The sequence below is a fragment of the Ruegeria sp. AB8 genome (assembly GCF_056542605.1).
Genome location: NZ_JBQGAB010000005.1, coordinates 186,514 through 199,697, shown reverse-complemented (window position 1 = coordinate 199,697; position 13,184 = coordinate 186,514). Strand labels below are relative to the sequence as shown.

Sequence of the window (13,184 nt, the reverse complement as noted above, 5' to 3'; positions counted from 1 at the left end):
TTGCGGATATTAGGCCGTTGGTCAATCCGCCCCTTGCCCGAGCAGAATGACAGTTTTCGTTATTTTGCGGGGCGGGGAAGTCGGATAAACTGAAACCTGTATTGGTGGAGTTGGGTCGTGACTGTTTTGAGCCGTCTATTTCGAATTTGGTTTGTCTTGTATCTTTTTGCCGGCACACTGGCCCACGCCCAGCATCAGGGGCACAACACAACCCGCAGCGTATTGTGGTTCAACGCGATGCCCGATTACAGCCCCGAGGTTGTATCGCGGCACCGTCAGCAAATGGCCCAGTTCCTCGATCAGTATCGCGAAGGCAAGGATTTCAATGTCACATACGAACGGAACCTGCAGGGTGGTGGCCTGGCGGCGGCTTTGCGGGGCGGGCAATACGATATTCTGATTCTGGACACAGCTAATCAACGCAAACGGATGAATGCTGAAGACGTGCAGGCCCTGCAGCAGTTTTACGGGGCAGGGCGCCGAACGCTGATGCTGGACGGTTCTTTCGCGATCCGGAACATCAATCATAACCCGACCACGAAGTTTCCGGGCCGGAACGGATCAAGCGGGGCCATTCTGGTCAATCAGCTGTCGGCGCTGGCCGAGCGAGGCGGCGGCGTTCTGATCGGGACGGACCATAATATCTGGCAGGTCAACGCCAACGCGGCGCTGGGCGCACTGGTGCCAGGCGCGCGCTTCAAGGGGACCACCAACCCGTCAACGGACGGCGACTTCATCGGCACAACGCTGATCGGTGGGCGCGAGTCCGTGAAGGCACTGGATTTGCTGCGGCATTGGGAATCCGTGCCCAATCAGGGTGAGGCCCCGGTCGGCACGTTTCAGGATTTCAGTGGGCAGCAGATCGTGTTGTATTCGCTTGTCGAAACAGCTGACAAACCCGGTGGCGGGCGCAAGCGGCCTTATATCTCGGCCAGCTATTACCCCGGCGACAACCGTATCCCGATCGACAGCGACGAAGAGATTTTCGACAATCTGCCTACACACAAAAGCGGCAGTTGATCAGGTCGCCCCTTCGCGCAGCACTTCAGCGGGGTCCACACGCGCAGCACTGCGAGCCGCAAAAAAGGCGGCGGCCATCACAAACACCAGTGTCAGAACGATGATGACCAGGCTTTGAAGCAACCCCAGAACGACAAGACCGTTTTCTTCGGTCAGGCCGCTGTCAAACAAGCGCTCGGCCAGATTGCCGGCGATCCAGAACAGTACGAAACTGACCAGCAAGCCGATCAATCCGCTGACAAATGCCTGAACGACGGGAAACATCCACAGCCTGCGCGAGCCGATCCCCAACAAGGCCAACGAGGCGAGCGTCTGACGCTTGCGCGCGACCTCACCCCAGAACCCGAAGACCAGCGCGGCGGCCAGACCCAGACTGGCAACCCCGGCTGTCAGCAGCAGTGCCAGATTCAGATTGCGTCCCAGGCTGAGGACGCCGCTGACCTCCGCCGTGCGGGCTTCGGTCTGCACGCCAAACCGCTGTTCCAGCCTTGATTGCAGGGCCGCCAGTTCGGTGATGTCGCGGGCAAAGACGCGCATCCCTTCGAATTCAGGCTTGCGTGCGGCGATGTCGCGCCCTTCGGTTATTCCATGATCGGGCAGGGCGTATTCGTCATAAAAGGCTTCGACCAGATCCAGCACCTCGATATTGGCCAGAACGGACCGGCCGGACAGCGCGGAATCCGGAAGGATCACGACAAGTTCCAGCGGCAGCATCAGTTGCCGTTTTCGTTCTGTAGCCTGCGTGAAAATCTGCACGATGTCGCCAACGGAGAACTCGAGCTGACGTGCCAGACTGGCGCTGAGGACCACCTGGTCTGCGCCCAGTTCAAGGTCCTTTGGCAAGGTCGGGTCACCTGTGCCCGACGGAACCAGAACAGCGTCTCGCTTAGCGACGGCCCCTTCCTTTCGGACATTGACGAAATCAAAGATCGACCGGGTTTTTGCCGTGGCAAAGGCCGTCTGTTCCCAGCCCGCCACCTCGGCTACGTCGCTTTCAACAAACGCGCTGTTTCCGGTGGTTTCGATCCGCAAGGTCGCCGGGTCGTTCAACAGCCGCCCGATCAGCGCGTCATAAACCCCGTTCTTGACGCCGAAGATCACCATGAGCGGCACCAGGACCCCGGCAAGAATTGCGACATTGCAGATCAGATGTACGCGTTGGCGCAACAGGTCGCGCAAGGCCAGCTCGATCATCAGCCTCATGCCGCGTCCCCCGCTGTCGCCACTCCGGTCTGGCCGTGTAGTTGGCTGATGACGTTGGACTGGTTCGCCGGATCCACCAGTCCAAGGGCGATCCGGCGGAGCGAAAACTGGTCCAGAAGGTCCAGATCATGGGACGAGATGATTACACCGGCCCCGCCCGAAATGGCCATATCGATCAGCAACCCCATCGCGGTCGAGGCTGCCCCGGGGTCCAGCGCTGCGGTGGGTTCGTCCGCGATCACAAAGGCGGGGCGATGCGCCAGCGCACGGCAGATGGCAACACGCTGACGCTGACCGATGGACAACGCGCCGGGATACAGCGCGGAAATTTCCGAGATCCCCAATCGCCGCAGCAACTCGCTGCACCATCCCGGATCATCCATACCGACAATCTTTTGCGACAGCGCAACATTGTCGGCCACGGTCAGAAAAGGCAAAAGGCCGCCGCTTTGTGGAACGAACCCAAACATCGTCCCGCGAATTTCAGCGGGCGACGTGCTGTGATTGTTCCAGATGCCGCCAAAATCCAGCCCATCCTCATCAACCCCGATCAGAAATTTCTTCGCCGTTGATGGACGCCGCAGCAACCCGAGTGTCTCAAGCAACAGGGTCTTGCCCGTGCCGCTGGGGCCGGTCAGGCCTATCGCTTCTCCTGAAGTCAGGCTTAGGCCCGGAACATCCAGCGTAAACCGACGTTCCAGATCGCTCAGGCTGACCGATACACCTTCAAGAAGCAGCTGAGCCGACACGGGTCAGGGCAACACGTCAAAGGGCATGGCAAAGACATGCTCGCCGTCAGGCGCGCCCTCGTAAAGTGCAGTCCAGACGGTGCTGTCAAACAGCCACTTCCGATATTGGGTCAGTTTCTGGCGCATGCCATCGATCACGCTGCGGCGGAACATGGCGCTTTCGGCCCAGCGTTGCTCGCTCATGCCCAGAACCTGGCTTTGATAGGGCAGACGGTCCAGAAACTCCATCGCGCCGCCCAGCGTGTCGGCGTTTGCGTTGACCAGCAGGTCCGGGTTCTGCGCCATATCCGCGATCAGACCCCGAACCTGCGAGAAGAAATCAAGCGACTGTTCCGAGCTTTGCGCGGTTTCGCCAAAGCGCACCAAATTGTCCAGAAACTCGGCCATGCTGGCCATCTCGTTCTTGGTCACCAGCAGGCGCGGTTCGATGGCAAGCCGGTCGGGTGCTTCGACAGCGCGATTGGGCAGCCAGCCCTTGATCACGTCAGGGGCTTGCGTGCCTTTTTGTTCACCCAGCCAGGCCAGTTGCATGGCGCGGCCCAGTTCGACCAGGCCTTCGCCAGCCTCTTCCGGGTTGAGCACCGTTTTTTCGCCCCGGACGATACGGACATGGTCGGTCAGTGCGGTCACCAGCCGGGTGACGACGCCTTCAAATGCCTGTTCCGAGCCGCCTTCGATGGGGAAATAGTACTCCCGCCCGGCAAAGCGCGAAAGCTCACGGTATTTGGCGGCGGCATAGGCGTGATTGCCCTGCCCGTTGGGGGTTTTGAGGTGCAGCGTCATGACGACGATATTGCGGCCTTCGGCGTCTTTCTGCAGTTCGACGGTTCCGATCTCGGACCGCGCGTTCGGATCCCGCGGGTCTTTCGGCCCAGCGTCGGTCACCAGAATGACATAGCGCGCATCGATCTTGTCACCGTCACCCTTGGACAGTTCCCAATCAATCGTATCGATCGCATCCTCGACGCCAGCAAGGCTGTCTTCGTTGAAACCGGGCGAATTGGCGCGGGCCACATAGGTTGCCTCGCCAATCGCAGACAGAACCGGGCTTTGATCCTGACGCCGTTCCACATCCATCAGAGTTTTGGTGCGGTATTCCAGCTCTGGCACAGCTTCGGTGTTGTCGCGAAATCCGATCACTCCGAAATTGACCAGCTTTCCGATTTCGGTGCCCTCAATCTGGCGCACTGTGTTCTGAAGAACGCGCTGTGTGGCAGCGATGTAAGGCTCCATCGACTGCGTCGTGTCCAGAACAAAGACGATGCCCACATCAAAGGCTGCCGGATCGCCCTGAAGTTCCTGTGCGCCTGCCGTATCCTCTTGTTTCGGGACCGAGGCCACCTGCATCAGCAGGACCTCGTCATATGTCAACGGATGCAACGCCTCGGTGAAATCGAGGATCGGCATCAGATACAGTTCGTCGCGGATATTGACGAATTCCTGTGGTTCGACCGAGACGACACCATTCTGACCGTCAACAACACCGGCCGAGGCTTCGGCGACCAGACGTTCCTGCACATCGCGCAGCGCTTCGTGGTTCATCAGCCAATCTAGGTTCTGCTGCGTGTCGAACAGCAGTTGACGGCTGCGACCGGCGGAATTGGTAAAGGCACCGACGATGTTCTGCTTCCATGGTACGGTACCGGGCTCCTGCACCCAGCCTTCGGGCGCCATATTCGGGCTTGGGCCGACCTCAAGCCAACCGTCTTGCCGTGCAAAGACATAAAGCGGCTGAAAGGCCGGATAGGTCGATTGCGCAGGGCCGTTTGCCGACGGGTGAAGCGTGGTGCCGGGGCGGGTCAGGACCCGTTCATAGATTGTTTGGGTTCCTTCAAGCAGCAGGGGTTTGCGTTGCTGTGCGTCCGCACCAGCCGCCCCAAACGCCCAGAGCAATGCAAAGACGGCAACGAACCGGAGTATCAGGGCAGGGTGCATGGTTTTCAGGGTCCTCTGGGTCACTGGCAATAATCTTCAAACGCGCTTTTCGACAGGGAATCGGACTTGATCCGCAGACGTGTACAGACCGCTGCCAGGCGATCCGCTGCTTCCTGGGACCCGGCCTTGACGGCCCTGTCGTAATACTCCGCCGCCAGGGACGGCTTATCAGGGAATGTCAGGCCGATCTGACCTTCGATAACGTCATCCGTGACGCCGCTGTCGTAAATTGAACCGAACATGGCAAGCGCCTGGGCATCTCCGGCAAGGGCCGCTTTTTCGACAAGACCCAGTGCGTCATCGGCCGACAAACTGCCACCGCATTCGCGCATTTTGCCTGCCACCGCGTCGAAACCTTGCGACGAGAGTTCGGCAAGCTGAGACATGGCGCAGGCATTCTGTACCGGGTCCGGTTCAGGTTCGGGCGCGGGTTCCGGCTCAGTCACTTCGACCGGGTCATCTTCCGGCGTGGTGCCCGGCATCAGGAACAGATAGGCAAGCGCGGCAAGGACCGCTGCCACCACGACCCCGCCGATAATCAATCCGGACTTGCTGGATTTTCCTTCGGATTCTTCCTCTGACGTATCTGACGGGGCGACGCTGCCCTTGCCTTCCAGATTGCTTTCAGGTGACTTTGCGTCCCCATCATCGCCCACGTCGACACCACTTTCGGCATCGTCTGTCTGCGGTTGCGCCACCATTACGGTTGGTGCTTTGACTTCAGGTGCCGTGCCGGTGCCGCCGATGCCACCAATGACGGCCTCGTCCGGGCCTGCATTGATATCGTCAGGCCAATAGGTGTCCCAACTGCCGCCGCCCACTTCGATCCGAACGGGTGTATCTTCTTCGATGTGGTTTACAACCTCGGGTCCGACGACCAGTCGCAGCGAGTCGCCGCCCTGTTCGGCGGTGCGCGCCGGGATACTCGCTCGGTTCGGCTGCCAGCCATCCGCGCCCAGCCATTTCTGCTGATAGCTGTTGAACACCGCAACGCTGACCGGATCATCATCGGCGGTCGCACCGGATATGGTGATTTCGGCAAAGCCACCGCGAGGATGTTTGGGATCTGGTTTGATCTCGATCACGAGGGTTGCTCCGCGTTGACTGTTAGCTCGTTGAGGACGCCGCCCAGTTTGATGTTCTGTTCAATATTCACCGTGCCGGCATCACCATCCTTGGCGTTTTCTACAAACAGCGCGTCCAATGCGAATACCCAATCCGTCCAGGTATCTGTCGCGGCTGCGCGGGGCACTTCAGGCAGGCTTTCGGCAGTATCAGCGCCCTTGTGTTTTTCGAACGCTTTCCTGCTTGCTCCTTCGCCAAGATCAATGTCCAGACCCTGTCCATTAAACATGTCGCGGGCGCCAAGCGTAGTGACAAAATTATTAATTCGTTCCGAGCAGACAATGGCGGCAGACGGCGCCTGCTTGTCGACGGTCAGGCTGTAAGAAATGCTTCGCAGCAGTTCCATAATGCCGCTCTGGACATTGGTGCGCGAGAAACCGTGCACCATTTCATTGACCAGATCGCCGGCTTTTTCCGGCGTCAGTTGGAAGATGGCCAGCCGTTCTTCATCCTCACGGAACCGGTTCAGGCCCTCGACCCAGACGGAAATCGCGGTATCTGCCTGAAAGGTCTCGGGCGTCATGGTGCGGATTGATTTTGTCTTTGGCTTGTCATCCTCGGCCTCGGGCGTTTCAGGCGGAGCTGCATTGGCCTGCGAGGTCGGGGCCGATGGTCTGGCCGGTGCGCCGGGACGTAACGGTGCGCCGGGGCGCGCCGGGCTTGGTGCGCTGGTCGCGGCGGCCGGCGTTACTGCGGCAGGTTTGTGCGCTTCATTTGCAACCGCGTTCGTGATGCGGATTGACGAAGGCACCCGCGAAATCCGGTCCTGCACCGCATCCTGATCCACCGACAACGCATTCAGGAAGGCACCGAACCGGTGGTTGGACAAGGTCAGTTCAAGACTGTCGATGATACCGGCGGCGGCAAGTCTCTTTTCCTCGATCCGTTTTTCGACGTCATCGGAGATGTAGAACTGGGCCAGTTCCTGATACAGATTGGCGGCGACCGCTTCGACCTGATTGCTGATCTGGCGCAGTTTGCTTTCGGGTTTGCAGACTTTCGTCAGTTCTTCGATCAGATAGCTGACACCACCATCGTTCAGGCCAAGCGCAGCTTCCCATGCCCGTTCGGGATCCTTGAAGTGCTTTTGCACCGGTTCCGCCTGAAGACAGCCCGCCTTGAGCTCGGCCAGGCGGTTGACCTTGTCGGGGATGATCTCGACCTCGCGTTCATCCTCGTATTTGATCAGCGCTTCGATCGGATAATAGGGGTTTCGCAACCAGTAGCAGTTGGTGAACGGTTCGGTCCCGGCCCATTTGTGAACCCATGACGTTGGCACCTTGCCGAACCCTTTCAGCAAGGACGCATCCATGCGCCGCTCGAACCGCTCGTAATCCTCGGCGCCCGAGGCGCTGTCGATCAGGTGTTTGTCGAACTTGGTCATCACGAAGAACAGAATACAGTCGTTCTTGGCCCGTTCATCCGGGGTCGCGCCATGGGTCAGCTCGATCCACTGCTCGACCAGTCCCGGCAAGCTGAGCGTTTCCATGTTGCTGTCGGGCACACACAGCAGCATCGAGGTGATTTCCTGGTTCGAAACGTAGCGATCGAACAGATAGGCCACCTTGCCGCGCAATAGCATGTTGGTTACGGCTTCTTCGGGATTGCGAAGGGTGACTGACAGAGGTGCCTCAAACCGGTTGCGGGCACCGGGAAAGTCCAGCAGATCGGTTTCGGCAAACAGGGGTGATGGCTGTTCTTCCATCGGAAAGACCAGTTCCGCCGCCAGCGCGGTTGTCACCGCACGGTTCAGCTGACCGTTCTGCCCGGCGGCGGTCTGGATATTCAGCATGTCCTCGCCCTCCGGTCCAAACAGACCCGACAGGGTGTTGACGTCGATGATTGAGGTCTCGCGCGGCTGCAGCGAACCCAGCGAAGCGTAGATCACCTCGGCATGGTTGATCGTCGCCAGCGCTTTGGACAGTTTGATGTACAGGTTGGTCAGCGGTTCGTACCCGCCCCACAGGATCGACAGAAACTGCCCGCGATCTTCGGGTGTCAGGCGCGGAGCTAGTTCGGCCGCTTCGTCCCAGAACCCGCCCAGATTGAAGGCATAGGACGATTTGCTGACCCACTTTTGGACGTAATCAGCAATCTCGTAGACTTCTTCATAGTCTATCCCGCCGGTGGGTGCTGCCTGCGCCTTGCCTGAATGAGCCGAAAAATGAGCCCCCAGCGATTCCGGTGTCGGCGGCTCTTCGGACAGGTCGCCATCCTCGTAAAAGCTGTTGATCAGCGTGCGCGCGATGTCAGCCTCGGTCAGCAGGTTGAGCTGGATCGGGTACCCGTCCGGCGTCGGGGCCTTGGTCATGGTGAACCGCGTCACCAGCCCGGTGGACTCGCCGTCACCTGCCGGATTCACCTGGCTGATATAGTCAAGCTTGCCGCCCGGGCCGTTGAAATCGGCCACCAGACGCCCCTCGTTCGGGCGGGCCAGAACCGAGACCAGAAAGGACTTGCCGGCCTGCGAGGGACCGAAGACACTGACGCTCATCTTGGTTTGCGAAGCGCGCCCCAGTCGTTCGGCCCGCCTTGCAGCTTTGCGCAGAACTTTGGGCAGATGGGCGACGCGGCCCTCGACGGTCTGCGCGTTCTCGGGATCACTGATCCATTCCAGCGCGGCGCGGGACAAGCGGGCGACATCGGTGCAGCGGTTGGTAAGGGCGTCTTGTTGGCTCATATCATCGTCTCACATCTTCAAACCGGTTCAGACCTGGAACACGCCAGTGTCGATCCAGTATTCATCTTCGAACCCAAGGGTGTGCAGGCGCAAAATGACATCACTTGATTTCATCGCGCCGCCTTCGCCGTCTTCTACCTGATCGATCTCGAACGCCTCGCGCATGGATTCGCGGCGCAGCTTGTCTTCGCTGGTTTCCCCATCGCTGTCGTCAAAGTCGGTCTTGCGCAGTTCGACCCGGATCGGCAGCGGGCGTGACTGGTTGCCGGTATCCGCAAAATCCAGCCGGAACAGCGGCGTAGTTGTCCAGCGGTCCAACGGTAACTGCCGCGATCCGATATAGACTGGCGAATAGAGGTTCACGGTCGCGGTGTCATTGCTGGACCCATCCGTGTCCAGATCGACATCCGAGAACAGGATGCGTTCGTCCGGGATCTGGCCGTTGATGTCCATCTCACCGACAAACCGCGCGGTCGAGCGCATCTGGAACGCGCCGGTCGTGACCTTGAAATTCGGGATACGGTTTTCCGACAGCGCGATCAGCATACCGCCGACCGCAACGGTCGATTTCGGATCGCCGATCTTTTGCGAAACAGGATCCCGGAATGGGTACCAGCGCCCGGTCTTGTACTGGTGCATCGATATCAGCCGGTGCGGTGACACAACCAGCATTTCCTCGACGATCGAGCGGATGGCCGGCAGGCGCGAGGGCCGTCCGGTCAGCAGCACGACATCAACGCCCAGATGGTCGATCACCTCGCACATGTTGCCCAGAACGCGCTGGAATACCTCGCGGCTGATCGCATCGACATCTTCGCGCGAGCTGGTCAGGACCAGATCGGCCAGCCTCCAGTCGCGTGCACCAAGGGCAGCCGCCGCGTCTTCGACATATGACAGGATGTCAGAGCCGACTTCGCGGCCGCCATTCGCATCGGGTGTCGGTTCGGTCGTTGGTGCTTCTGCTACCTCTTCTTCACCTTCAGGCCGATCTTCGGGATCAACCGGCTCGGGCATGCCCAGAATGCGCGCCACGGGCAGGTCGAACCGGTCGAACTCTTCCGAGGTTTCGCAGTGGGCCAGAGTTGCCTCGGCCAGGGGCACAAGCACGCGCAGCGAGAATTGCCGGCGTCGCTGAACGGCCTGCTGATCCTGCCCGCCGATGTCGCCGCCGAACAGCTCGCGCAGCTTCTCGGCCACGTAGACGCCGCCTGCGGCTTCGATGGATTCCTGAATGCGCGGAATGATGATGGCGCTGACCACTCGGTGAACCAGGTCATCACCCGCGATGCGGAACCCCTCGCGGAACGTCTGTTCGGGGTGCAGAACCCGGTTGGCTTCATTCCGGTAGGTGGTGATCATCAGGTCGGTTGTGCCACCACCCACATCAATGCTGGCCAGCCTCAACGACGGTTCCTCGGCCCCCGACGGGGACATGCGGGGCTTGCCCTTGAGGTTGATGAACGTATCGATGCGCCCGTCGAATTTCTGTGTCAGCTCGCTGTAGAGGTAGACAAGCTGGGTACACGACGCTTCGTCCCAGTCCACCATCACCTCGGGCTTGGTCGAATAGGGCTTCTGAGCGCTGTCCAAACCCAATTGCTGCCAGATCAGGCCAAGCGCGCCTTGCGTGCGCGAACGGATGATGGCCTGTTCCTTGATCGGCGTGGCGGTTGGCAGGCTCAGGATGATGCGGTTCAGACGGCGTGGCAGATCCGATTGCGCCCGGCGCGATCGCCCGGCAGGATCGTTGATCTGGATCAGCGCGTGCGCAATGATCTCGCCCATCATGAACCCGAACAGCGAACTGCGCGAGAAGCGTGGCCGGATGGCCGGAGTGCTGGGTGTTTCACCCCGGCGGCGCAGGCGTTGTTCTTCCTCATACCGGACCTGCTTCATCACATCGCCTGCCTCATTGAGGTGGCGCATGGCAGATCGCACCGCCTTGGGCAGGTTGTTTGGGTCCATGTGATTGTGGAACCGCCAGTCCTGCTGCACGGCGGCGCTGTCCCATAGGTATCGTTTCGGTGACGACAGACCGGACAGGGTTTCGGTCCCTTCCTCGCCCTGAACCAGCCGCACCGCTTCGGGGCCGATGCGCACAAAGCTGGGCCACAGGAACGCGTTGCGCCGTCCCGAACGACTGGCATAGCGATCATCGCCGAACCGGACATCGGAAAACTCGACCCGGCTGGGGAACAGACCGCTGTAGTAGAATTCCGGTTTGCTGAGATCGCGGATTTCCAGCGGGAAGGACCGCGCCAGATCGACACGTGTTTCACCCGGAAACTGCTCGATCAGAATGCCGCAGGTCCGGCTGTTGCCGACGTCCAGAACCAGATCGACATTCACCGGTGTAACAGCGTCCCGCTCGCTGACGGTATTGGCAAAACGCACGGTCGGCGGGTTCGCGGTATTCTGTACGACCTGCAGATAAGCCAGGTATCGTGCCCAATGTTCGAACCGGTGCGGCAGGTCCTCTTCCGCGAAACGGCGTCCGGGTCGTTCAGCGCGCTTGAAGTTGATGAACAGCTCTTTCAGCCACTCCGACACCCAGCGCTGATGATCCAGCATGTTGCCGTCTTCGTCCGTTTCGGGACGGCGCAGGAACCATCTCATGTCGTTGGGTTCGGTCACCAGTTTGAAATCGCGGGCCTTTTCGGCATCCGATTTCTCAGGCGCGACGTAATTCATGTCCTGCTGATGATCCACCAACGTGGTGTCCAGCGCGATCTGGATCCTGTGGGTATGCCCGGTTTCGGCGTCCGGTTCGGCCAGTTCGACGGTTCGCATACGCGCCCAGCTGGACGGGCCAGGGTCGAACTGCAATTCACCGGCATGGCCGCGCTGGCTTTTCTGACGCAGGAAAGGCACCGGCACCCATTTGTCCAGAAACGGGTCCAGCGCCGCAGTTGGCCGAACCGAATATTCGTCGTCATCGTCGCGCCGCGCGTCCAGGATTTCGGCGTCGCGCGTGTCATCGCCGGACAGCGGGAACAGGGTCAGAATGTTCTCACCATCCTGCTCGCCCGTGACCCGTTCGATATATCGCAGAGGGCGCATTTCGAGCTTGGAAATGTCAAAGCCGAAATCCAGCATTTGAATTCCCGAGAACGGAATCAGAGTGATTTCTTCGCGCAAATTCGCGAGTTTGCGAATTTGTGGTTTCCGATCCCTGAGCATCAGTTTCCCTTTCCAACTTCGTATTGTTTGGTCCACGCGGGTTGGCCGCTTGTGACTGAACCATTGAATATTTTGGTCTCGACCCCGTCCTTGATACGCAATCGGAAGGATTGCGTGGTGCTTTGGCCGTGGGGGTCAAACAATGAGACTGCGATATTGTACGGTCCATTGGCCGGGGCGTCGAAATACATGCTTTCGATTGCGTTGGGCACGGCCGTACGAATGTCGTGATTGCCGCCGATATCCAGGTTGCCACCGCAAGCCGCGCGATTGTCGTAATTGATGATCTGATTGCCCGGGCACCGCACATCCAGATGTAAGTCCGCAACCGAGTCCCACAGCAACGAAATCGTCAGTTTTCCTTCGCGTGCACCGCGTTCAGCCAGTCTTTCGCTGTCGATATCCGGAACCAGTTGCGCCCGGTCTTTCGGGTCGGGGATCGGCGCTGTTGCCTTGTCAGGCTGACAGGCGCGGTCGGCAATGCCGATGTCTTTCTCGAGGCTGGCGATCCGGTCGCGCAGCCAAAGTGTTCTGCGTTCTTCTTCGGATGCCTCCACGCCCGGCGGCGGGCAGTAACCGGGCAAGCCCGGAATGCGCAGGGCGCAGGCTTCGACCATCAGATACAGGATGGCTGCGATCATCAGCATCAGCAGCAGCCAGCCAAACCACATCAGCCACCAGAGGTTTAACGGACCACGATCAGCCGCCGTGGCCTGCGCTTCTCCGGCGGATGCCGGTGCCGCTGCAGCAGTGGCCGCAGCAACCGCTGCCGCCTTTTCCGTGGCTTTCTTCTGTGCTCTTGCAGCCCCCTCCTTGCCACTCAGGTCGCCTGCAACCGCGGCCTGATTGTCCGAGACCCAGGCCCAGTTCAACAGCACGGGCTGACGTGTTTCGCCATCCGTCAGTACGTAGATGCAACCATCATCGGGATAACGTGTTGCGTTGGACAGGGCTTCGCCAAGCCGCTGCTGGTCCGGGTCGTTGCTGTCCAGCAGGGATTGGCCCAATTCGCGGATGTCCGACAACAGGCCCTGAAGGTCCGCGTCGATGGCGGCGCGCTCCTCCTCTTCGAATGTGTCCAGCCTGTGGGGTTTGCCGCCCGTCACGGCATACCAGTCGAACCGATCCCCGTACTGGGTCGCCACTGGTTCGGCAAACAGGGCGGCGTGACGTTCGCCCAATTTGTCCCGAATCGTGCCCGAGATCAGTTCGAATGACCGCTGCGGTGCCGTTCCCAGCGGGGAAAGCCCTTGCGTCGAAGTATTTGCGAGGAAAGCTTCAAACATCGTTGC

8 protein-coding genes are annotated in these 13,184 nt (G+C 59.9%); 1 reads left to right on the top strand and 7 read right to left on the bottom strand.

Features of this window, described 5'->3' with window-relative positions:
- Positions 1-117: 117 nt before the first annotated feature.
- The gene (locus ACR0CG_RS07390) at positions 118-1,020 is read left to right on the top strand and encodes a hypothetical protein (protein ID WP_480523795.1); all 903 of its coding nucleotides are present in this window, start codon (positions 118-120) and stop codon (positions 1,018-1,020) included.
- On the opposite strand, the gene ACR0CG_RS07385 is transcribed toward ACR0CG_RS07390, so the two are convergent.
- The 7 genes from ACR0CG_RS07385 to ACR0CG_RS07355 are packed head-to-tail and all read right to left on the bottom strand — an operon-like array spanning position 1,021 to position 13,178.
- Complete coding sequence (locus tag ACR0CG_RS07385; protein WP_480523793.1) at positions 1,021-2,223, bottom strand: ABC transporter permease family protein; 1,203 nt, start codon at positions 2,221-2,223, stop codon at positions 1,021-1,023.
- A complete protein-coding gene (locus ACR0CG_RS07380) occupies positions 2,220-2,972 on the bottom strand; it encodes an ATP-binding cassette domain-containing protein (RefSeq protein ID WP_480523791.1) in 753 nt (250 codons plus the stop codon). The genes ACR0CG_RS07385 and ACR0CG_RS07380 overlap by 4 nt, the downstream gene beginning before the upstream one ends.
- 3 nt (positions 2,973-2,975) lie before the next feature.
- On the bottom strand, positions 2,976-4,931 hold the full coding sequence (locus ACR0CG_RS07375) for a vWA domain-containing protein (RefSeq protein ID WP_480523789.1): 1,956 nt from the start codon (positions 4,929-4,931) through the stop codon (positions 2,976-2,978).
- Entirely contained in the window at positions 4,928-5,992 is a 1,065-nt protein-coding gene (locus ACR0CG_RS07370) for a hypothetical protein (protein ID WP_480523787.1), read from the bottom strand. The genes ACR0CG_RS07375 and ACR0CG_RS07370 overlap by 4 nt, the downstream gene beginning before the upstream one ends.
- Positions 5,989-8,712: a virulence factor SrfC family protein gene (locus ACR0CG_RS07365; RefSeq protein WP_480523785.1), complete on the bottom strand. Its 2,724-nt coding sequence runs from the start codon at positions 8,710-8,712 to the stop codon at positions 5,989-5,991. Before ACR0CG_RS07365 ends, ACR0CG_RS07370 begins: the two co-directional genes overlap by 4 nt.
- A gap of 27 nt (positions 8,713-8,739) precedes the next feature.
- On the bottom strand, positions 8,740-11,892 hold the full coding sequence (locus ACR0CG_RS07360) for a virulence factor SrfB (protein ID WP_480523784.1): 3,153 nt from the start codon (positions 11,890-11,892) through the stop codon (positions 8,740-8,742).
- Positions 11,892-13,178: a hypothetical protein gene (locus ACR0CG_RS07355; protein WP_480523782.1), complete on the bottom strand. Its 1,287-nt coding sequence runs from the start codon at positions 13,176-13,178 to the stop codon at positions 11,892-11,894. The genes ACR0CG_RS07360 and ACR0CG_RS07355 overlap by 1 nt, the downstream gene beginning before the upstream one ends.
- Positions 13,179-13,184 lie beyond the last annotated feature (6 nt).